This window comes from Methylobacterium sp. R2-1 (assembly GCF_014191355.1).
Taxonomy (GTDB): Bacteria; Pseudomonadota; Alphaproteobacteria; order Rhizobiales; family Beijerinckiaceae; genus Methylobacterium.
Genome location: NZ_JACHWM010000009.1, coordinates 40,350 through 61,907, shown reverse-complemented (window position 1 = coordinate 61,907; position 21,558 = coordinate 40,350). Strand labels below are relative to the sequence as shown.

Annotated in this window: 17 protein-coding genes; 5 read left to right on the top strand and 12 right to left on the bottom strand. The window is 70.4% G+C overall.

The features are described 5' to 3' along the window. Positions 1-59: 59 nt before the first annotated feature. Positions 60-962: a LysR family transcriptional regulator gene (locus FHU13_RS13885; protein WP_183436469.1), complete on the bottom strand. Its 903-nt coding sequence runs from the start codon at positions 960-962 to the stop codon at positions 60-62. Between the two features lie 126 nt (positions 963-1,088). On the opposite strand from FHU13_RS13885, the gene FHU13_RS13880 reads away from it, so the two are divergent. Continuing rightward, positions 1,089-1,967, top strand: coding sequence for an NmrA/HSCARG family protein (locus FHU13_RS13880; RefSeq protein WP_183436468.1), 879 nt, complete (start codon positions 1,089-1,091; stop codon positions 1,965-1,967). A 176-nt stretch (positions 1,968-2,143) separates the two neighbouring features. On the opposite strand, the gene adh is transcribed toward FHU13_RS13880, so the two are convergent. Together adh and FHU13_RS13870 are read right to left on the bottom strand one after the other, a co-directional pair. Then, positions 2,144-3,667 (bottom strand): aldehyde dehydrogenase, encoded by a 1,524-nt coding sequence (gene adh, locus FHU13_RS13875; protein WP_183436467.1) that lies wholly within the window; start codon positions 3,665-3,667, stop codon positions 2,144-2,146. A 197-nt stretch (positions 3,668-3,864) separates the two neighbouring features. Beyond that, positions 3,865-5,658 (bottom strand): serine hydrolase, encoded by a 1,794-nt coding sequence (locus tag FHU13_RS13870; protein WP_312889587.1) that lies wholly within the window; start codon positions 5,656-5,658, stop codon positions 3,865-3,867. Between the two features lie 227 nt (positions 5,659-5,885). Here FHU13_RS13870 and FHU13_RS13865 point away from each other — a divergent pair, with 227 nt between their 5' ends. Together FHU13_RS13865 and FHU13_RS13860 are read left to right on the top strand one after the other, a co-directional pair. Next, a complete protein-coding gene (locus FHU13_RS13865; RefSeq protein ID WP_183436466.1) occupies positions 5,886-6,500 on the top strand; it encodes a hypothetical protein in 615 nt (204 codons plus the stop codon). Between the two features lie 281 nt (positions 6,501-6,781). Further along, a complete protein-coding gene (locus FHU13_RS13860; protein ID WP_183436625.1) occupies positions 6,782-7,948 on the top strand; it encodes a multidrug effflux MFS transporter in 1,167 nt (388 codons plus the stop codon). A gap of 39 nt (positions 7,949-7,987) precedes the next feature. Here the strand turns inward: FHU13_RS13860 and FHU13_RS13855 are convergent, their stop codons facing one another. Further along, positions 7,988-8,728: an SDR family oxidoreductase gene (locus FHU13_RS13855; protein WP_183436465.1), complete on the bottom strand. Its 741-nt coding sequence runs from the start codon at positions 8,726-8,728 to the stop codon at positions 7,988-7,990. A gap of 81 nt (positions 8,729-8,809) precedes the next feature. On the opposite strand from FHU13_RS13855, the gene FHU13_RS13850 reads away from it, so the two are divergent. Continuing rightward, positions 8,810-9,463, top strand: coding sequence for a TetR/AcrR family transcriptional regulator (locus tag FHU13_RS13850; protein ID WP_183436464.1), 654 nt, complete (start codon positions 8,810-8,812; stop codon positions 9,461-9,463). 12 nt (positions 9,464-9,475) lie between these two features. Here the strand turns inward: FHU13_RS13850 and FHU13_RS13845 are convergent, their stop codons facing one another. The 3 genes from FHU13_RS13845 to FHU13_RS13835 are packed head-to-tail and all read right to left on the bottom strand — an operon-like array spanning position 9,476 to position 16,196. After that, complete coding sequence (locus FHU13_RS13845) at positions 9,476-10,378, bottom strand: transglutaminase family protein (protein WP_183436463.1); 903 nt, start codon at positions 10,376-10,378, stop codon at positions 9,476-9,478. Next, complete coding sequence (locus FHU13_RS13840; protein ID WP_183436462.1) at positions 10,375-12,915, bottom strand: circularly permuted type 2 ATP-grasp protein; 2,541 nt, start codon at positions 12,913-12,915, stop codon at positions 10,375-10,377. Before FHU13_RS13840 ends, FHU13_RS13845 begins: the two co-directional genes overlap by 4 nt. Continuing rightward, on the bottom strand, positions 12,912-16,196 hold the full coding sequence (locus FHU13_RS13835) for a DUF2126 domain-containing protein (protein ID WP_183436461.1): 3,285 nt from the start codon (positions 16,194-16,196) through the stop codon (positions 12,912-12,914). The genes FHU13_RS13840 and FHU13_RS13835 overlap by 4 nt, the downstream gene beginning before the upstream one ends. 266 nt (positions 16,197-16,462) lie before the next feature. Between FHU13_RS13835 and FHU13_RS13830 the strand changes: the two genes are divergently transcribed. Continuing rightward, positions 16,463-17,623, top strand: coding sequence for a putative zinc-binding metallopeptidase (locus FHU13_RS13830; protein WP_183436460.1), 1,161 nt, complete (start codon positions 16,463-16,465; stop codon positions 17,621-17,623). A 78-nt stretch (positions 17,624-17,701) separates the two neighbouring features. Here FHU13_RS13830 and FHU13_RS13825 read toward each other — a convergent pair whose 3' ends face one another. The 5 genes from FHU13_RS13825 to FHU13_RS13810 all read right to left on the bottom strand — a co-directional run bounded on the left by FHU13_RS13825 (position 17,702) and on the right by FHU13_RS13810 (position 21,556). Then, entirely contained in the window at positions 17,702-18,400 is a 699-nt protein-coding gene (locus FHU13_RS13825; protein ID WP_183436459.1) for a DUF2147 domain-containing protein, read from the bottom strand. A gap of 238 nt (positions 18,401-18,638) precedes the next feature. Beyond that, positions 18,639-18,848, bottom strand: coding sequence for a hypothetical protein (locus FHU13_RS13820; RefSeq protein WP_003606058.1), 210 nt, complete (start codon positions 18,846-18,848; stop codon positions 18,639-18,641). A gap of 327 nt (positions 18,849-19,175) precedes the next feature. Continuing rightward, positions 19,176-19,784, bottom strand: a complete 609-nt coding sequence (locus FHU13_RS27750) for an FAD/NAD(P)-binding protein (RefSeq protein WP_246714658.1) — start codon at positions 19,782-19,784, stop codon at positions 19,176-19,178. 29 nt (positions 19,785-19,813) lie between these two features. Next, positions 19,814-20,557, bottom strand: coding sequence for an FAD/NAD(P)-binding protein (locus tag FHU13_RS27745; protein ID WP_246714657.1), 744 nt, complete (start codon positions 20,555-20,557; stop codon positions 19,814-19,816). Positions 20,558-20,593: 36 nt separating this feature from the next. Beyond that, positions 20,594-21,556, bottom strand: coding sequence for an aliphatic sulfonate ABC transporter substrate-binding protein (locus tag FHU13_RS13810; protein WP_183436458.1), 963 nt, complete (start codon positions 21,554-21,556; stop codon positions 20,594-20,596). Positions 21,557-21,558 lie beyond the last annotated feature (2 nt).

The window sequence follows — 21,558 nt, the reverse complement described above, 5'->3', positions numbered from 1 at the left end:
ACTCGATGCCGAAACAAGAGGCAAGAACATCGTCCCGGATCCGAAATCAGGACGATGCTCTAGGGATGAGGCACGGTGGAATGTCTGTCGGAGGGCTGAAGCTCTTCCGCCAGGTATGACACGAAGGCCGACACCTTCGGGCTGACCAGCCGGCGCGAGGTGTGCAACGCCCAGACCTCGTTCGACGGACCTTCGAGCAAGCCCCAGCGCGTCAGCCGACCCGCCGCGACGTCGCCTCCCACGAGGGAGCGCGGAAGCACCGCGGCACCGGCACCCTCGACCACGGCGTCGCGCAGCATCGGCAGCGAGGACAGCCGCAGAACCGGTACGGGCGCGTAGGCGATGTGCGAGGAGCCCTCGCGCACGGTCCAGACCTCGCCGGGTCGCGGTTCCGAGCGTACCACGCTGGGGAGCGGGATCGGCCCGCCATCCGCCATCATATCCGGGCGGACGGCGTCGGCGGCAGCCACGAGCCAGGGAGCGTCGCGCAGCACGCAGCGGCCGACCAAGCGCTCGTCCGGCCTCGGGTTTACCCGGATGACGACATCGAAGTCCTCCTCCACCGGATCGACGAGGCGATCCTCCGAGCGGATCGCCAGATCGACCTCGGGATAGGCGCGCACGAAGCGGGCGGCGATGCGTCCGAGCGCGGTATCCGAGAGAAGCAGCGGCGCACTCACCCGCAGGCGCCCGCGCGGCCGATCCATGCCACCACTGACGGCCGCGCCGGCCTCCGCGATCTCGCCGAGCAGCGGTCCGGTGCGGCTGTGCAGGAGGGCCCCCGCCTCGGTCAGACGCAGGCTGCGTTCTCCTCGTTCGATCAACCGAGCGCCCAAGCTCGCCTCGAGTTCCGCCACGCGACGCGACAGCGTCGCCTTCGGTCGGCCGCTCGCCCGCGCGGCACGGCCGAAGCCGCCGTGGCTGGCGACGAGATGGAAGTCCGAGAGCGCCGAGAGGTCCATGGCCGTTCCAGTTCCGAGACACCCAGTCCCGATCTTGCCGTCTATGGCTCGCAAGGGGAACGGCACATCTTCCGGTCATCGGTGGCGGCCCGCAGCGGACCGCCCAGCTCAACCAGGAGAACGGCAATGACCATCCTCGTCACCGGTGCCACCGGCCGCATCGGCTCCTCCGTCATCGGTCACCTCGCCGGATCCGGCGCGTCGGTCCGCGCTCTGACCCGCTCGCCCGAGACGGCGCGCTTCCCCGCCGGTGTCGAGACCGCCCGCGGCGACCTCACCGACATCGATGCCTTGCGCGCGGCGCTCACCGGCATCGACACTCTGTTCCTGCTCGTCGCCAACATCCCGGACGAGCTGACCCAGGCCATCACGGCCCTCAACCTGGCCCGGGATGCGGGCGTGCGCGGCATCGTCTACCTTTCGGTCTACCGGGGCGAGGCCTTTGTCGATGCGCCCCATTTTACCGGCAAGCACGCTGTCGAGCGCATGATCGCAGCTCTTGATCTGCCGGCCACGGTGTTGCGGCCCGCCTACTTCATGCAGAACGACGTCTCCCAGAAGGACCCACTCCTCGGCGCCGGCGTGTACGGGTCGCCGATCGGCGGCCGGGGAATCTCGATGGTCGACACGCGCGACATCGCCGAGGTCGCGGCGCGCGAGCTCCTGCATCGCGACCGCTCCGCGGCGCCGCTCCCGGCCGAGACCTACGAGCTCGTCGGGCCGGATGCCCTCACGGGGCAGTCGATCGCCGCGGTGTGGGCGGAGGTGCTGGGACGCGACGTGCGTTACGGCGGCGACGACCTCGACGGGTTGGAAAGCCGCCTGCGTGGGTTTGCTCCCGCCTGGCTCGCCTACGATCTGCGCGTGATGATGCGCCGCTACCAGGAGGAAGGCGCCTCAGCGAGCGCCGCCGAGGTCGCGCGCTTCGCGGCCCTGCTGGGCCGTGCCCCGCGCAGCTATCGCGATTTCGCTGCCGAGGCCGCGCATGTCTGGCAGGGTGCCTGATCGAGCCGCCGGCCGAGCCTGTGCAGGATGAACGGGCACGTCCGCTCCCGCATCGAGACCGAACCGCGAAATCGGGCGCCGAACCCCTGTTGCCGGCGCCGCTGCGGCTCCGACAACAAAAAACCCCGGCCTTTCGGCCGGGGGTTGAAGGTGGTCTCGAGCGTTTCCGAAGAGGCTTAGAAGAACCCGAGCTTCTTCGAGGAGTAGCTGACCAGCATGTTCTTGGTCTGCTGGTAGTGATCGAGCATCATCTTGTGGGTCTCGCGGCCGATGCCGGACTGCTTGTAGCCGCCGAAGGCCGCGTGGGCCGGGTAGGCGTGGTAGCAGTTCGTCCAGACGCGGCCGGCCTGGATCGCGCGGCCGAAACGGTAGGCGCGGGTTCCGTCGCGGGTCCACACGCCGGCACCGAGTCCGTAGAGCGTGTCGTTGGCGATGGAGAGCGCCTCCTCGTCGTCCTTGAAGGTCGTGACCGAGAGGACGGGCCCGAAGATCTCCTCCTGGAAGATCCGCATCTTGTTGTGGCCCTTGAACACCGTCGGCTGCATGTAGAAGCCGTCGGCGAGATCGCCCTCGCGGGTGCCGCGGGCGCCACCGGTGAGGCACTCGGCGCCCTCCTGCTTACCGATATCGACGTAGCTCAGGATCTTCTCGAGCTGCTCGGAGGAGGCCTGCGCGCCGATCATGGTCGCCGGGTCCAGAGGGCTCCCCTGCGTGATCGCCTCGACACGCTTAATCGCGCGCTCGATGAAGCGGTCGTAGATCGACTCGTGCACCAGCGCGCGGCTCGGGCAGGTGCAGACCTCGCCCTGGTTGAGGGCGAACATGGTGAAGCCTTCGAGCGCCTTGTCGAAGAAGTCGTCGTCCTCGTTGGCGACATCCCCGAAGAAGATGTTCGGCGACTTGCCACCGAGTTCGAGCGTCACCGGAATCAGGTTCTGCGAGGCGTACTGCATGATGAGGCGACCGGTGGTCGTCTCACCCGTGAAGGCGATCTTGGCGATGCGGGGCGAGGAGGCCAGGGGCTTGCCGGCCTCGAGGCCGAAGCCGTTGACGACGTTGATCACGCCCGGCGGCAGCAGGTCGCCGATCAGCTCCAGCACGACGAGGATCGAGGCCGGGGTCTGCTCGGCGGGCTTCAGCACCACGCAGTTGCCGGCGGCGAGCGCCGGAGCGAGCTTCCACACCGCCATCAGGATCGGGAAGTTCCAGGGGATGATCTGGCCGACGACGCCGAGCGGCTCGTGGAAGTGGTAGGCCACCGTGTCGTGGTCGATCTCCGAGATCGCGCCTTCCTGGGCGCGGACGCAGCTCGCGAAGTAGCGCCAGTGGTCGATGGCGAGCGGGATGTCGGCGGCGGTGGTCTCGCGGATCGGCTTGCCGTTGTCCCAGGTCTCGGCGAGCGCGATCAGATCGAGGTTCTCCTCCATCCGGTCGGCGATCTTGTTGAGGATGCGGGCGCGCTCGGCCGGTGCGCTGCGGCCCCAGGCGTCCTTGGCGGCATGAGCGGCATCGAGCGCCTTCTCGATGTCCTGCGCATCGGAGCGGGCGACCTCGCAGATCACCTTGCCGGTAATGGGGGAGGTGTTCTCGAAGTAGCGGCCGCCGACAGGGGCGACCCACTGGCCGCCGATGAAGTTGTCGTAGCGCGCCGAGAAGGGGGACTTGGTCTTGGCGTCAGCCAGGAATTCGGGCTTGTTCATCGCGTTTCCTCCATTGCGCTCGTTCGTCGACCGCTTTGCCGCGTTATCGCGGGAGACAAGAGCAGTCGCCCCGTCTGATCAAGGTGGACTTTTGGCCAACGCGGCTTCTGGCGGCCGCCGACTTGATTGTTTTCGCAACTGTTTTCGCCGGTCGCCGCGGAGCGGCGAGGCCGCTGCCGATGCGTGCGGCAGGCCCATCAGTTAGACCCTTTCGGGTCCGGTGGCGACCCCGCCCTTGGTCCAAGGCGTGAGGCCGGGCCGCCCTCCTCGGGCAATCGGGGCGCGTCGGTCTCAAAGCCGTTCTGGTGTAGGATCAGGCCGGTGATGCGGCCCGCCTCGTCCGCGGTGAAGGTGATCTGCGCATCGAGCGCGCGCAGGAAGAAGGCGCGCTCGGCCTCCGGAAAGAGTTCGTTGCGCGGCTGCCTGGGCGCTTGCGCGAAGATCCGCCCGTCCTCGACGGTCACCGCGATCTCGTGGCCCGGCGCCAGGGTGTAGCGACCGGCGAATGCCGTCAGGCCGGAACGATCGATGGCGACCTCGCGGTGCTCTCGTGGCGGCTCGGCGAGGCTGGTCCGCGCCTCCGCCTCGGTCACGCGCGGTCCGGTCCGGTCGCGGCGGTCGCGATGCAGGATCACCCCGGTTGGGGTGCCGTCGGGCTCCGTCTCGAAGGTGAGGCGCATGTCGGCGACGGGGCTGACGAAGGTGCGGTCGCTTTCGGGCACGAAGGGAAAGGCGGGTTCGCGCAGGCCGGGCCCGTCCAGCCGCGCCGTCAGGCCCCTGCCCGCGCGAGCGACCGTGAGGAAGGCACGGGGTCCGAGGCGGTAGGTGCCGGGATAGCGGTCGAGGATCAGGTCCTCCAGCACGATCTCCTCGGGCGCCTCGTAATGGCCGAAACGGAGTGCGGCGAGGTCGCGGGCGATCTTCTGGGCCGGTGCGGTCTCGGTGTTCGAGAGCACGATCACCGTGAGCCGTTCGTCGGGATAGATATCGTTGATCGAGAGGAAGCCGGGGATCGAGCCGGCATGGCCGACGACGTGGTGGCCGCTCGCCGGTTCGCCGGGCTTGCCGAAGGCGCGCGAGACGAACCAGCCGAGGCCGTAGCCGGTGCCGCGATCGTCGAACATCGCCGCGCGCGAGGACTCGGAGAGCAGGCGCGGACCGGCAAGCGCCTCGTCCCAGGCCAGCAGGTCGTCCACCGTCGAGTAGAGCGCGCCCGCAGCAAAGGCCGAGCTCGCCGCCATCGGCACGGCGTTGCGCCATTGCGCCCGCCCCCGCCGGTAACCGGCCGCCCGCCGCGGCAGGACGACGGTCAGGTCGTCGTAGCCGGTCTCCTTCAGGCCCAGCGGCGCCAGAATGGTTTCGCGCAGATAGGCCTCGTAGGAGAGACCTGAGGCCGCCTCGATCACCATGCCGAGCAGCACGTAGTTGGTGTTGCTGTACTCGAAGCGCTCGCCCGGCGGGAACAGCAGCGGGTCACCGCTGGTCAGCGCCACGATCTGCGCCGGCGTGTGATCGACCCGGGCGATCTGGTCGTAGTAGTTGGGCAGCGCCGTGAAGTTGATGATGCCGGAGCGGTGCTGGAGCAGGTGCCGCAGGCTCACCCCCGCCCAAGCTTCCGGCACGGAGGGGACCCAGCGGCGGATCGGATCGTCGAGACCGAGCCGCCCGGCCTCCGCGAGCTTCAGGACGGCCGCCGCGGTGAAGGCCTTGGTGAGCGAGCCGATGCGGAAATGGGTCTGCGGCGTGTTGGGGATCTCCCACTCACGGTCGGCAAGGCCGTAGGCCCGGCGGAAGACCGGTTGCCCATCCTTCGCCACGAGGATGACGCCGGAGAACAGGCCGGCCTCGATGTAGGGGGCGACGAGGGCGTGCGCCCGCTCGGCGAAATCCTCCTCGGCGCGCGCCGAAGGGATCGCCAGCGTCATGAGAGCGGCTGACAGCGCCGCGAGGACGGTCAGCATGCGGCGCGGGCACGCGAATGCATGGCTCACGGGCTGCTATCTCCTTGAGGCCGACGGATCGGCGCGGAACAGAGGCCGCCTTTGCGGCCGTGGCGTGGCGCCGCCGTCTCCGCGATCGCGCACGGCGCCGGGGGCGCCCGGCATGCGATCACGGTTTCGCCGCGACCCGTTGCGAGAAGCGCCGGGCCCGGGCGAACCCCGCGTCGCGCGCGGGATGTCCCCCCGGACGCCGCCGACGAGACATGAGGCCGACGATCATGACGATCCTTTCGCGCAGCCTGCGCGCCGCTTCCTTCTCCGCACTCCTCGCCGGAGCCACCCTCACCGGAGCCGTGCTCGTTCCTGGCGCTGCGCTCGCCCAGGCGAAGCCGCCCGCTGCGCCGCAGGATCGCGCGCTGGCCGGGGCGCCGGAGCCGGGCAAGGAAATCGCGCTGACGCAAGGCCAGATCGACGGTCTCCTCGCCGCGCAACCCGAACTCGCCAAGCTGTCCGGCGGCGCGCCCGACAAGCCCGACCCGAAGGCCGAGGAAGGCGCTCAGGGCCAAGCCGAGGCGATTGTGAAGCGGAACGGATTCGCGAGCCTCGAGGCGTATCAGGATGCCAGCGACACCGTCGATGCGGTGCTCGGCGGGATCGATCCCGAGACGAAGAGCTATGTCGGCGCCGCGCCGCTCCTGAAGAAGCAACTCGCGGCGGTGCAGGCCGACAAGGGGATGCCCGCCAAGGAGAAGGCCGAAGCGGTCAAGGAGATCGAAGAGGCGCTTGCCGCGGGCGAGCCGGCCAAGCCCTCGCAATCCAACATCGCCCTGGTGACGAAGAACTACGCCCGGCTCAGCGCGGCGATGGGCGACGGCGACGGGCAGCCGAAATAGGCGCTGCGCAGGCGAAGTCCCCGCCGTTTCGGCGGGGACCGCGCCGGCTCCTTCGAGGTTACGACACACGATTCCCCTGCTCCGCCCGCGTCCGATCCGAAGCGGCGGCGCTCTCGAAAGCATTGTCGACCGTGACATCCTTCCCTCGGCCGGTCCCCGGCAGCCCTGCCTCCGAGGCCGAGCCGGGCAGTCTGCCGAGTGCACTCGCGAGTGCGCCCGCGACGACGCCCCCTTGGGTCGGGCCGGGTTTCGCCGAGTTCGTCGGCATCGTCGCCCTGATGATGGCGGTCACCGCCATGTCGATCGACAACCTGCTGCCGGCCTTTCCGCTGATCCAGGAGCGATTCTCGGTCGCCGACCCCAACAGCCTGCAGCTTCTCGTCTACGTCTACATGATCGGCTTCGGCGTGGCGCAGATCGTCCACGGGCCGGTCTCGGACGCGCTGGGGCGGCGGCCGACCCTGCTGATCAGCCTCGGCATCTATACCGCCGGCTGCATCCTCTCGATGCTGGCACCGAGCTACGAGTGGCTGCTCGCCTCGCGGATCATCCAGGGCATGGGCGCGGCGGGCGGCCGGGTGCTCTCGACCGCGATCGTGCGCGACCGCTTCTCGGGTCGCGAGATGGCGAGCGTGATGTCACTCATCATGATGGTGTTCCTGATCGTGCCGATGCTCGGGCCGGCGATCGGCGCGACCATGCTGCTGCTCGGCTCGTGGATCTACGTTTTCGTGTCGATGCTGGCGCTCGGCGGAATCCTCACGCTGTGGTTCGCCCTGCGGATGCCCGAGACGCTGCACCCCGAATACCGCCGCCCGCTCTCGCTGAGGGCGACGGGCCAGGCGCTGCTGACGGTGCTGCGCACCCGCGCGGCGATCGGCTACGCGACAGCGCTCGGCCTGCTGACGGGCTGCATCATGGGCTATGTCGGCTCGGCCCAGCAGGTGTTCGACACCGGGCTCTACCATCTCGGCGGGCTGTTTCCGGTCGCCTTCGGCGTCGTGGCCGGTGCCATGGGCGCGGCGACGCTGATCAATTCCCGCGTCGTGCGCCGGCTCGGCATGCGCACGCTCTCGCATGCGGGCGTCACCGCCTTCACCGCGGTCGGCCTTCTGCAGGTCGGCATCGGCTTGCACTACCAGGGGCATCCGCCGCTGGTGCTGTTCCTTTCGGTGCTGGCGCTCAACCAGTTCCTGATCAGCTTCGCCCTGCCGAACTTCAACGCGCTGGCGCTGCAGCCGCTCGGGGCGATCGCAGGCACGGCTTCGTCCTTCCTCGGCTTCTACACCACGATCCTGGGCGCCTTCTGCGGCTTCTTGATCGGACACGCCTTCGACGGCACGGTGATGCCGGTCGCCTACGGCTACGCCCTGCTCGGCGCGCTGGCCCTGCTCGTCGTGGCCTGGACCGAGCGTGGGCGCCTCTATCGGGCCGGGGTGTCCGGCTGAGAGCGGCGGCCCGGATCGTCTCCGAGCCGCAGGGGTCGGTCAGGCGTTGGTGCCGCCATCGACCGTGAGGATGGTGCCCGTGATCTGCCGTGCGGCCGGGCTTGCCAGGAAGGCGACGGCGGCGGCCACGTCCTCGGGCCGGCCGTAATGGCCGAGCGCGGTCATGGCGCGCTGAAGGTCCGCCTGCGCCCCGTCCGCCGGGTTCATGTCGGTGTCGGTCGATCCCGGCTGCACGAGGTTCACGGTGATGCCTCGAGGCCCGACTTCGCGCGCCAACCCGCGGGTGAACGACAACAGGGCGGACTTCGTCATCGAGTAGACCGTCACGCCCGCAAAGGGCACCCGCTCGCCGAGCGACGAGCCGATGGAGATGATCCGCCCGCCCTCCCCGAGATGCGGGATCGCCGCCTGCGAGGCCAGCACCACCGAGCGGACGTTGACGGCGAGAAGCGCGTCGATGTCGGCGAGCGGCATCTCCGCGACCGGGCCTCCGCGGGCGATGCCGGCATTGTTCACGAGGATGTCGAGGCCGCCGAGTTCCGCGGCAGCCGCATCGACCGAGCGCTTCACCGCCGCGGCGTCGGCGCTGTCGGCCTGGATGGCGAGGCCGCGGCGGCCTTGTCCCTCGACGGCGCGGACGACCTCCGCGGCCCGCTCGGCCGAGCGCTCGTAGGTGATCGCCACATCCGCGCCGCGCTCCGCCAGCGCCAGGGCGATGGCGGCACCGATCCCGCGGGAGGCGCCGGTGACGAGGGCGCGCTTGCCTGCCAGTTCACTCATCGACTGCTCTTTCTGTATCGAACGACACAGAAATGGCTATGAGCGTTGCGAGCCGGGGTCAAGCGAATTATAGAACGAACGATGCAGAATTCAGGGCCGGCTCCCTCCCCTGGTGACCTGCCGCCTCGCGGCCGCGGCCGGCCGCGGGCCTTCGACCGGGATGCGGCCCTGACCCAGGCCATGCACCTGTTCTGGCGCAAGGGCTTTGCGGCGACTTCCATCTCCGAGCTGACCGCGGCGATGGGGATCGGCTCGCCGAGCCTCTACGCCGCGTTCGGCTCGAAGGAAGGGCTCTACGCCGAGGCCCTGCGCCACTACCGCGAGCAGTACGAGGCGCGCGTCTGGGGGAATTTCACCGGGGCCCCGACCGCCCGCGCGGCCGTCGAAGCGTTGCTGATGGACACGGCCGCCGCCCTGACCGAGGTCTGCGCGCCCGATGAACCGCGTGGCTGCATGGTGACGCTCTCGGCCGTCGGTAGCGAGGGGCACACGGAACTCGGTGAATGCGTAAGGGCGGCCCGCGCCCGCGGCTTCGAGGCGGTCGCGGAGCGGCTGAGCCGTGCGGCGGCGGAGGGCGAACTGAGCGCCTCAGCCGATATCCCGGCCCTCGCCCGTTACGTCATGACGGTGCAGGGCGGCCTGTCGCTCCAGACCCGCGACGGCGCGAGCCGGCCCGAGTTGGAGGCGGTCGCCCAACTGGCGATGGCGGGATGGGACGCGCGGGTCGGCGGCTGACCGTGTCGGCCGTCAGGCCGCCTCGTCCTCGGGGATGACGTCGACCTCGACGCTGAGCTTCTGCGCTCCGGCCGAGGCGACGATCCCATCGATCGGTGCGACGTCGGCGTAGTCGCGGGCGCGGGCCACCACGATGTGGTCGTCACGCACGATGCAGGCATTGGTCGGGTCGAGGCCGATCCAGCCGCTCTCCCCCAAGCCCTCATCCGCGCCGCACCACAGCGCGACCCAGGCGTGGCTGGCATCCGCCCCGCGCAGGCGCGGCCGGCCCGGCGGCGGCCGGGTGCGCAGGTAGCCGCTGACATAGGCTGCCGGCAGGCCGAGGCCGCGCAGGCCGGCGATCATCACGTGGGCGAAGTCCTGGCAGACGCCCGCCTTCAAGGTGAAGGCCTCCGCCAGGGGCGTCGAGACGGTGGTGGCCTTGGCATCGAAGCGGAAATCGTCGCGGATCCGGTGCATCAGTTCGACCGCGCCGCCCAGCGCGCTGCGTCCGGGCGAAAAGCTCTTGCGCGCGTAATCCGTCACCTCGGGCACGAGCGGCACCCGCTGGCTCGGGAACTGGAAATGCGCTGGCCCGTCCGGTCCGAGCGAGGGCAGCGCCAAGGCGGCCTCCCGCACCCTCTCCCAGGCCGGGCCGGCCTCGGGCGGCGGTGGGGCCGGCCGCTCCACCGCGACGCGGGAGACGGCCTCGACCGCGAACGCGCGGTGCGGCTCGTCGAGGGTCACGGTCAGGGTGTTGAGGCCGAAGAAGTCGCGCCGCTCCAGGCAGCGCGTCGGCTCAGGCGCGACGTGAAGCGCACTCTCCAGCACCCGCTGACCCTCGCCGTCGCGGGGGCGCAGGCGCAGGTTGCAGCGCGCGAAACGGACGGTCCGGGCATAGCGGTAGGTCGTCAGGTGCCGCAGGGTATAGATCAAGCGAGACCCGTGAGCTTCTCGGGCCGCAGGGCGTCGGGGCCGTTGGGGAAATAGCGGCCGGCGATTCCGTTGGCGAGGCCCTCCAGATCCGCCTCGAAACGCTCCAGGGTCTCGGTGTCGAACTGGGCGGCCTCCGCCGTCTGAAACGTGACCGCGAGCGCCAGCGCCCGGCGGCGATGCGGCTCGGGCAACCCGTCGGCGGCCAGCGCCGGCAGGGCATCGAGATGGGCGGTGATCGCCTGGAGCTGGTAGGCGACCGAGCGGGGATTGTTGGGGTCGAGCACCGCCATGTCGCAGACCGCGTCGCGGCTGACGCCGACGAGGTAGCGCGCCCCGTAGGCGATCTGCGAATCGGCCAGTGAGAGCATCACGCCGAGATCCTCGGCGCTCGCTTGCGGGCCGCAGAAGTGCAGGGCGAAGCCGCAGGTGTTGATCGCCCGCTCGATGCGCCGGCCCATATCGGCAAAGCGCCAGCCGGCGGCGTGGCCCATATTCTCGTGGATCAGGCCGGTGAGCGCGGCGAGATGCCCGAGTGCCCGCTCGGCTTTGCCGAAGAGCTGCGCCTCGGTCGGTGCCCAGCCCTCGGCGTAGACCAGGGTATCGCGCAGATCGGCCAGCGCCCGCCAGGATTCCGTCGGCAGCCGCTCGCGCAGGGAGGCTGCAATGCGCCGGGCCTCCAGCACGTGGGACAGGGCCGAGCCGTAGACGGTCTTGCCCGACAGGGCCTCCTGGGCGAGTGCCGCGGGGCTCAGACCGGCCGCGCTCACCGAGCCCCAATCCTTGAGAAGGGCGCGGATCGCGAGCGCACTCTGTGCGCCTTCGTCGCCGGAGGCTTCGGCGGCGACGGCCTCGGTGAAGACGCCGAGATGAGCCTGGACGAGGCGGATCACCGCCTCCGCCCGCTCCAGGTAGCGCCCGAACCAGAACAGGTTGTCGGCCGCCCGCGACGGCAGGTGGCCGGCGATGCGGCGGATGCGCGGCGTACTCGCGTGCACCAGGGACGGCGTGTCGACGGGGGTGTCGGACAACACCCAGACATCGGCCGAGCGGATGCCGGCGCGCATCTCGCTCGGGTCGGCGCCCTCGCGCTCGGCGACGCGGCAGAACGCGCTCGGTAGCACCCGCCAGCCCTCCGGCGTGGCGGCGGCGAAGACGCGCATCACGAAGGGGCGGGCCACCAAGCGCCCGTCCTGCCATGCCGGCATGGTCGAGAGCGGCGCGGCCTCCTGGGCGACCCAGTCGAACGGGCGCTCGCGTAGGGACGCCACGGCGCGGGCGCGGGCGGCATCGAGGGCGGGGCCGGCGAGCATCGCATCACGCTCCGGGCCGCGCAGGGGCGTTGCTGCCGGGCGCAGCGTCAGATGGTCGAGGTTGGCCAGAGCGTGGGCAAGGCCGTCCGGGTTGCCGCACCACCACGTGCGGGGGGCGGTGAGCCGCAACTCCTCTCCGGTGAGCCGCCGGGCGATGGCCGGCAGATAGGGGCCGAGCGCGGCCGATTCGAGCACGCCCGAACCCGGCATGTTGCCGACCACCGCCCCGCCCCGGCGCAGCACTTGGAGGATGCCGGGTACGCCGAGGCGCGAATCCGAGCGCAGCTCCATCGGGTCGAGATAGTCGGCGTCGATTCGGCGCCAGACCGCGTCGGTGCGCTTGAGCCCGGCGATGGTCCGAACGTGCAGCAACCCGTCGCGCACCACGAGGTCGTCGCCCTCGACCAGCAGGAAGCCGAGATAACGGGCGAGTGCGGCCTGCTCGACATAGGTGCTGCTATAGGGGCCCGAGGTCAGCAGGCAGATGCGCGGATCGCTGCGCTCGCAGGACGCGGCCAACCCGGCGCGGAATGCCTGGAAGAACCCGGGCAAGCGCTCGACGTGGAGATCGGCAAAAAGGTCCGGGAAGGCGCGGGCGAGCACCATCCGGTTCTCCAGCGCGTAGCCGAGGCCGGAGGGCGCCTGGGTCCGGTCGGCCAGGACCTGCCAGCGCCCATCGGGGCCGCGGCCGACATCCGCGGCGTAGATCGGCAGCCAGCGCCCGCCGGGCGGGGCGATGCCGTGAACGGGCCGTAGGAATTCAGGGTGACCAGCCACCACGCCCGCGGGCAAAAAGCCCTCCGCGACGAGCCGGCCGGCGCCGTAGATGTCGGCGACGATGCGCTCCATCAGGCCGGCGCGCTGGACGATGCCGGCGGACAGCTCCGCCCAGTCGGCGGCGTCGATGACGAGAGGCAGCGAACCGAGCGGCCACGGATGCTCGCGCCCGTCGCCGTAGACCCTGTAGGAGATGCCCGCATCGCGGATATGCCGCTCGGCCGAGAGGAACCGGGCGGCGACCTCCCGGTCGTCGAGTCCGGCCAAGCGCTCGAGGAAGCGCGGCCAGCCGCCACGCAGGACGCCCCCCGCATCCATCAGCTCGTCGGCGAGGCCGGGACGAGGCGCGTAGCCCTCCGTCCAGCGGCGCATGCGTGCGGCCGGGTCGTCGGCCGCCCAGGCGGGGGCGTCGGGCAGGGGCCCGTCCGCGAGGGCAGCCGAAGCGGTCATCGGGGTGCAGGCGTGCGGAGATCGAGGGTCAGGGGGAAGTCGCCGTTACGCTCCTCGGCCGGCATCGCGAGCTGGCCTGGGGTGTGGCCCATCGCCTCGAAGCGGGCGAGGCGGCGCCCCTCCGCCTCGTAGGCGTTGACGGGGAAGCTGTCGTAGTTGCGCCCGCCCGGATGGCTGACATGGTAGCGGCAGCCGCCGAGCGAGCGGCCGCTCCAGGAATCGAAGATGTCGAAGGTCAGCGGCCCGTGCGGCGCGATCGTCGGGTGCATCGAGGAGGCCGGCTGCCAAGCCTTGAAGCGCAGGCCCGCGACCGCCTCGCCGCTGGCGCCCGTCGGCGTCATCGGCAGGCGTCGGCCATTGCAGGCGATCACGTGCCGGCCGGGGACGAAGCCCTCGACCTTCACTTGAAGCCGTTCGACGGATGCGTCCACGAAGCGCACGGTTCCCCCGGCAGCCCCCTCTTCGCCCAGCACGTGCCAAGGCTCCAGCGCTTGGCGCAGTTCGAGGCCGACGCCGCCCTGCTCCACTCGGCCGAAGACGGGGAAGCGGAACTCGCGCTGTGCCGCGAACGCCTGAGGGTCGAAGTCGTAGCCGCCGGCGCGCAGGTCTTCCAGCACGGAGAGGAAGTCGGCCCAGAGGAAATGCGGCAGCATGAAGCGATCGTGCAGGGCCGTGCCCCAGCGGACACAGCCGCCGGTCTGCGGCTCGCGCCAGAGCCACGCCACGATGGCCCGCAACAGCACCTGCTGCGCGAGGCTCATGCGCGCATCCGGCGGCATCTCGAAGGAGCGGAATTCGAGGAGGCCGAGGCGGCCGGTGGGGCCGTCGGGTGAGAACAGCTTGTCGATGCAGATCTCGGCGCGATGGGTGTTGCCGGTCACGTCCGCGAGGATGTTGCGGAACAGCCGGTCCACCAGCCAGTGCGGGATATTGCCCCCATCCGGTCCCGGCACCTGGGCCAGCGCGATTTCCAGCTCGTAGAGCCCGTCATGGCGCGCCTCGTCCATGCGCGGCGCCTGGCTCGTCGGGCCGACATAGAGGCCGGCGAACAGGTAGGAGAGGCAGGGATGCCGCTGCCAGAAGAGCACGAGGCTCTTCAGCAGGTCCGGCCGGCGCAGGAACGGCGAGTCGGACGGGGTCGCGCCGCCGAGCACGATGTGGTTGCCGCCCCCCGTGCCGGTATGGCGCCCGTCGATCATGAACTTCTCCGCCCCGAGGCGGGTCTGGCGGGCCTCGTCGTAGAGGCCGCGGGTGATCTCGACCGCCTCGCGCCAGGAGGCGGCGGGGTGGACGTTGACCTCGATCACGCCGGGATCGGGCGTGACCTTGATGACCGAGAGACGAGGATCGTAGGGCGGCTCGTAGCCCTCGATGTGGATCGGCTGGCCGATGGTCTCGGCGACGCGTTCGAGATGTCCGACGAGGTCGATGTAGTCGTCGGCCCGCTCCAGGGGCGGCATGAACACGCAGAGCACGCCGTCGCGCGGCTCGACCGACAGCGCGGTGCGCACGGCCACGCCCTCCAGACCGGCGCCGTTGGCCCGGTCGGCTCCTTTCGGCAGCGGGGCGTCCCGGGGGCCGCCAGGTTCGGCGGGCAGGTCGCCGCGCGCTTCGAGCGGGTCCTGCGGGTGGTAGTAGGGGTAGGAATCCGGCGGAACGTAGGGAAGCGAACCAAGTGGCAGGCGCAAGCCCAGCGGCGAGTCGCCGGGGTTCAGGTAGGCGCCGCCGCGGCGGAAATTCCAGGCCTCCGAGATCCAGGCACGGCCCTCCCCCGCCGCGAGGTTGGCCAGCGGCAGCACGTAGCCGACGGGTGTGTCGAGGCCGCGCCCGAACACGCGCGCAAACCGGGCATCGGTCTCCGGGCTGCCGGTCCGTGGTTCCGCGGTCGTGACGTTGACCGGCAGCTCGCTCTCGCGAGTCCGCCAGTAGACGGCGTCCTCGTAGGCCGGGATGACGAAGCGGGCGAGTTCGAGCCGCTCGGCGAGCGTGCCGATCAGCCGCTCGGCATCCGCGATGGTGGCGGTCTTCGGGCCGTCTTCGACGGCAATCAGCTCGGTGTTCTTCCAGATCGGCACGCCGTCCTTGCGCCAGTAGAGGGCGAAGGCCCAGCGCGGCAGGCTCTCGCCGGGATACCACTTGCCCTGGCCGTAATGCAGCATGCCGCCGGGTGCGAAGCGATCGCGCAGGCGACGGATCAGTTGGTCGGCCAAGCCCCGCTTGGTCGGCCCCACGGCGGCGACGTTCCATTCGGGGGATTCGAAGTCGTCCACCGAGACGAAGGTCGGCTCGCCGCCCATGGTCAGGCGTACGTCCTGCTCGGCGAGATCCGCGTCGATGCGCTCGCCGAGCGCGTCCATCGAGGTCCAGACCTCGTCCGAGAACGGCTTGGTGATGCGCGGCGCCTCGGCGACGCGGCTGACCGTCATCTCGTAGGCGAACTCGACCTTGGCCGGTTCGGCGAGCCCCGAGATCGGCGCGGCGGCGTTGTAGTGGGCGGTGGCCACGAGCGGGATGTGCCCCTCGCCGGTGAGCAGGCCGGAGGTGGCGTCGAAGCCGATCCAGCCAGCGCCTGGCAGATACACCTCGGCCCAGGCATGCAGGTCGGTGAAGTCGGTCGTCGTGCCCGCTGGGCCGTCGATCGCCGTCGTGTCGGGCACCAGCTGGATCAGGTAACCCGAGACGAAGCGGGCGGCGAAACCAAGCCGGCGCAGCACCTGCACGAGGAGCCACGCGGAGTCGCGGCAGGAGCCGCTCCTCAGGGTCAGCGTCTCGGCCGGTGTCTGCACGCCGGGTTCCATGCGCACGCCATAGGCGACGCGCGAGCGCACCTGCTCGTTGAGCGCCACGAGAAAGGTGACCGTGTGGGTCTCGTCAGGGATCTCGGCGAGGAAGGCGTCGATCTCCGGCCCCTGCGCCTCGTCGAGGACGAGGTAGGGCGCGAGCGCGACCTTCAGCTCCGCCTCGTAGTCGAAGGGACGGCGCTCGGCATAGGGCTCGACGAAGAAGTCGAACGGGTTGATGACCGCGAGGTCGGCGGTGAGATCGACCTCGATGCGGAGCTCCGTGGTCTTCTCCGGAAAGACGAGGCGGGCGAGCCAGTTGCCGGCCGGATCCTGCTGCCAGTTGATGAAGTGGTTCTCCGGGCTCACCTTCAGCGCGTAGGCCGGCACCCTGGTCCGGGCATGCGGCGCCGGGCGCAGGCGGATGGTCTGCGGCCCCAGCGCGATCGGCCGGTCGTAGCGGTAATGCGTGACGTGGTGCAGGGCGGCTTGAATCGACACGGAGGCTCCGGAAGCGTTGTCTTGAGGTCTCTCGGCACGATGTGATGCGGTGCGCGCTGCCGCAGGCCGCCCGCCTTATACACCCCGCAGCGGCGGGATGGAGCGCTTGGAAAAAGCAAGAAGCGTGCAGCGGCCCGGCGGAATGGCGGCGCGGAACTTCGTCCGGCTCACAACCTTGACTCGTGCGGGCCGTGGGATTGTGGACGAGGCGAGGGCACGGCCCGGTTCTTGTCTGGTCCCCGCAACGGACGGAGCGGGGCCACTTCATGAAGATCTTCCAGTGCCAGGCCTGCGACCAGCCGGTCTCCTTCGAGAGCACGGTCTGCGAGAGCTGCGAGCGCCGGCTCGGCTACGTCTGCGATCGGCACGAGGTCTCGGCGCTGGAGCCCTGCGGCGAGGATGCGCGCGGCTCCCTCTTCCGTGCCTACGCCCATCCGGGCCGCAAGTACCGCCTCTGCGCCAATGCCGCTCACGACGCCTGCAACTGGGTGGTGCCGGAGGATTCTCCCGAGATCTACTGCGTCACCTGTCGCCACAACCGCGTGGTGCCGGATCTGCGCGTGGGGGCCAACCTCGACCGCTGGCGCCAGATCGAGGCGGCCAAGCATCGGCTGTTCTACTCGCTGCTGCGCCTCGACCTGCCGCTGGTGACGCGGGCGCAGTACTCCGACGGCCTCGCCTTCGACTTCCTCGCCGAGTCCGCCGGGCCGCCGGTGATGACGGGCCATCTCGACGGGCTCATCACGCTGTCCATCGCCGAGGCCGACGATGTCGAGCGGGAGCGGCGCCGCAAGATGTTCGGCGAGTATTACCGCACCCTGCTCGGCCATTTCCGCCACGAGATCGGGCATTACTTCTGGAACCTGCTGGTGCGCTTCGATGCGAGCCTGCCGGCCTTCCGCGCGCTGTTCGGCGACGAGAGTGCCGATTACGGCGCCGCGCTCCAGCGCCACCACGCCCAGGGGCCGCCCCATGATTGGCAGGAATCCTTCGTCTCGGCCTACGCCACCGCGCATCCATGGGAGGATTTCGCCGAGACCTTCGCCCACTACCTGCACATCATCGACACGCTGGAGACCGGTAGCGCCTTCGAGATCCGCCTGCGGCCGAAGCTGCGCGGCGCGGCCGAGCCGGTGGCTCCGTCGACCTGCGTCGATTTCGACCCTTACGAGGCGACGGATTTCGAGCGCGTGGTCGAGGCGTGGATTCCGTTGACCTACGCGGTGAACTCGCTCAGCCGCTCCATGGGCCAACCGCCGCTCTACCCGTTCAAGCTGACGCCCGCGGTGATCGCCAAGCTCGCCTTCGTGCACGAGCGGATCTACGCCGCTCGCACCCCCGGCGGCCTCACTGAGACGGCCAGCGACGAGATGCTGAAGGCGGTGATCGCGGGTCTGCGCCAGCGCGTAGCGACGCCGACGGCTTGATTCCTCACGAATGGCGACGCCGGGTGGCACCCCGCGGGCGTCCGGCGTCGCCCCGAGGCGATGGGCGGTCGGACCGGGTTACTGCGCCGGCGCCGGAGCGGCCGGGGCCTTGGGCGCAGCGGGCTTCGGTGCCGGCTTGGCAGCGGGCGCGGCGCCGGTGGTACCGGTGGCGGCGGGGCCGTTGGCGGTCGCGCCGGGCGCGGCCTTGGGCGCCCACTCGGCGTCGGCGCGAGGGCCGTTCGGGCCGTTGGTCGGGCCGGTGAGCTGGCCCGGCTGCGTGTCGGTGACCTTCTTCCAGGTCTGCGACTGGCACAGGAAGGCGATGAGGCAGCCCTTGACCGTCAACTCCTCCGGTTCGTCCGACCAGACCGTCACGTCGTAGAACTTGCCGTCCTCGGCGTTGTAGATCTTGCCCTCGTAATGAGCATCCTCGTTCAGCTTGAGACCGAGGATGAGCTGGTGGCCGAGCGAGGCGCGGGTGCGCTTCTTCGGATCGGGGTTGCGGAAATCGACCCGCGGCTTGCCCTCATCGTTGAGCGGGGTCTTCAGCCACACCGCGTAGCCGCACAGGTTTTTCTCCTGCGGGCCGCACTTCTCGACGCGAATGCGCGCCTTGCCGTCCTGCGTCAGCCACGTGCCGCTCGGATCATGCGCGGGCGCGGCGGCCGAGGCCGGGGCTGCCGACAGGGCAGCCAAGCCGGCAAGACCGGCGGCGAGGGCCGCGGTGCGGCCGGTGCGGAGGAAAGGCGCGCGTGCACCGATCGGTCCGAAGATCATGCAATCATCCCCACTCGGGCGCGGCGGCAAGTGGCGGGCCGCGCCGTTCAACCTGACGACCGGGCCGTCCGCTCATGGACCGTTGCCCCTTCGCCGCAGCCATCGAATCGGAAGGTGACCGGATCATGACCGCCGCAGGGCGGTTCCGACGCAATTTGCGGGTCTTCGCACGACACATGCGAAAAGGGCCGGTGCGCGCGGCACCGGCCCTTTCAGATTACCTCGCTCGAACCGCGACTTACTCGGCCGGGGCGAGGTCGGCGGTGAAGTGGCCGCACCAATCCTTGGAGGCGACCACCGGCCAGAGGCCCTGGCTCTGCGGGTCGGGTTGGCTCACCGGCGGGTTGAAGCGGCACAGGCCCTGATCGCCCGCCGCCTGGGCGCCGTTCGTCTTGTGATCGTCGAAGAAGCGGCAGCTCTGGCAGGCGGCGTTGCTCGAGGTGGCCATGATCTCTCTCCGTTCCGTGTGGTCGTCGCTGGTTGGCGGTATCCTCCGTCCTAAGCCGCTCGGCTTCGGACGTCCCGCCGTCACGGTTCTTAATTAGAACAAGTCCAAACTTCGTTCAAGCTCTTTAGAATGATTCCGATTTGTGAGCCGGCGGCAGAAAGACCGCGTGCTGCAACGTGTGAAACGGCAGGCGAGACAGACGTTTAGGACACAAGGCGTCGGCGTTCGAAGCACCCGTCACGCGGATCATCGGCGTCACGAACGCGTGAAGCGGCGGAGAGTCGGGGCTCTCCGCCGCTTCAGGACGGCTCGGATGATGCGCTCGGTCTAGGCCGCTGCGGCGCGATCGAGATCGGCGGCGGCGAGGCCGGCCAGTTCCGCCGCCTCGTTGCGGATGTCGGGCACCGCGGTGCATTCCCACAACACGCCGCGCAGGAGCGGCCCGAGGATCCAGAGCGGTCCCCCGCCCTCCCCGATCGATCCGCCGATGGCCCGATAATCGACGCCGGCATCGAGCCCGAGTCCGAACGGGCCGGGGCGCACGAATCCTCGCTCCAGCAGGCGCTGCAGCAGCGGATCGCGGCTCTCCTTGAGATGACCGAAGCCGGTGGCGTCGATCATCGCCTGGACGGCGAGGCGCTCAGGGCGCTCGGTCCCCCGCAGGCGCAGCGTCACCACCGCCTGCGACGCCTCATCCTCGATCGCAAGCACGCGCCCGGCCCGCACCGTCAGCGCGCCGCGGGCGATCTCGTCGGCGATCGCCTGCGCAGCGGGCGGGGCGGTGCGGTGGCGGTGCACGTCCCAGAACGGACGCAGGTGGCGCTGGAACCGGGCCTGCTCGCGCGGCGGAAGACTGCGCCAGATCGTGTCGGTGAGCGGACGCAGGGCGTCGATGACACCATGCCAGCCCCTGCCCGCCTGCGCCGCTCGCGCCACCTCCTCACGGATACGTGCGAGGAGCCGCCTCAGGGAGGTGAGGTCGGCCGTGTCAGATCCGGGACGGGCCAGAGGTCGGCGGGAGCATGGGCGTTCGGCAACAGGCCGCGGCGCGACAGGGCGAGGATGGCGCCGGAAAAGCCCTGCGTGCGCAGGCTCGCCACCGCGTCGAGCATGGTGAGGCCGGTCCCGACGATGAGGACCGGCGCGTGCGGGTGCAGGCGGCCGAAGCTCTCGGGTGCCCAGGGATCGAGGCTGTGGCGGCTTTTCGGCGCGGCGGCCGCGAGGTTGCCCATGGCGAGCACGGCGCCGGCAGCCCGGTGGGTCTGTCCACCCTCGGTGCGCAGCACGAACCCGCCGGCCCGCGGCTCCAGATCGACCACCGCGTCGTTGACGAGGCGCAGGCGCGGCACCCCCGGCCCCGTGACGGCCGCGGTCAGCAGGTCGGTGAGATAGCTGCCGTAATGGCCCCGCGCCACGAAGGTGCCGGCTGGGGTCCTGACCACGCCCTCGCCGAGATCGGCGCCGGCGAGCCACTCCTCGAAATGGTCCGGCCGATCGGGGAAGGCGCTCATGTTGGCGGCGCGCACATTGAGCAGGTGGGCCGGGTTGCCGGTGCCGTAGGCCAGCCCTCGGGCAAAACTTCCCGAGCGCTCGCATAGCAGGACCGGACGCTCCGGCGGCAGGACGGAGAGGAGCTGGAGCGCGGCCATGGTGCCGCTGAACCCCGCACCGATCACCGCGATGGGGGGCAGGCTCGGCTGACGGGTCATCGTGAACGTCCTTAAGCTCGCTCTCCTTGCGTTCCCTCAGCGCGTCGGCGGATCCCAGACCGGGAGGGCCGCGGCGTCGACGGCGCGCGGCAGAAGTCCCTCGGCGCGGAACGCGTCGGCGATGGTCTGCTGCTCGGCCAGCCCCTCGCGGCTCACCGGCTCGACGCGGTAGGAGCGGCGGGTATTGGCCTGTTTCACGATCTCGGGCTCGATCTTCCACAGGGCGGCCAGCCGCGCGGCCGCCGCGTCTGGATTGGCCTTCACCCAGGTGCCGGCCTCGCGCAGCTTGGAGACGAGCAGGGTCAGGACGTCGGCGCGCTTTTCCGCGTAGGCGTCGGAGGCGAGGTAGTAGCGTTTGTAGGCCGAGAGCCCGGTGCCGTCCCTCAGGATGCGCGCCCCGGCCTGGATCTGCGCGGCGGAGAGGAAGGGGTCCCATGCCACCCAGGCATCGACGCTGCCGCCCGCGAGCGCGCTGCGCCCGTCCGCCGGGGTGAGGTAGGCCGGTGTGATGCTCTTGAACGGCAGCCCTTCCGCCTTCAGAGCGGCGAGCAGCAGGTAGTGACTGCCGGCGCCCTTGGTGACGGCGACTTTGCGGCCCTTCAGATCGGCCACGGTTTTGAGCCGGGAATCCCCCGGCACCAGAATCGCCTGCGCCTCCGGCGAGGCCGCTTCCTGCGCGATGTAGGTGATCTTGGCATTTGCCGCCTGCGCGAAGACCGGCACCGTGTCGGCGACATCCGCCGAGACATCGATGCGGCCGGCATTCAGCGCCTCCATGATCGGCAGGCCGCTGGTGAACTCGTGCCAGGAGACGGTGACGCCGAGCGGCTTCAGGGCCGTCTCCAGGGTCGCATCCTCGCGCAGAAGCGAGATCAGCGCCGAGGAGCGCTGATAGCCGATGCGCAGGGTGGAGTCGTCCGCTGCGGCCGGGTCGCCACCGAGGGCGAAGCTGAGCGCGAAGCCAGCGAGGATGAGGCGGGCGGCGGACCGGCGGTTCATGG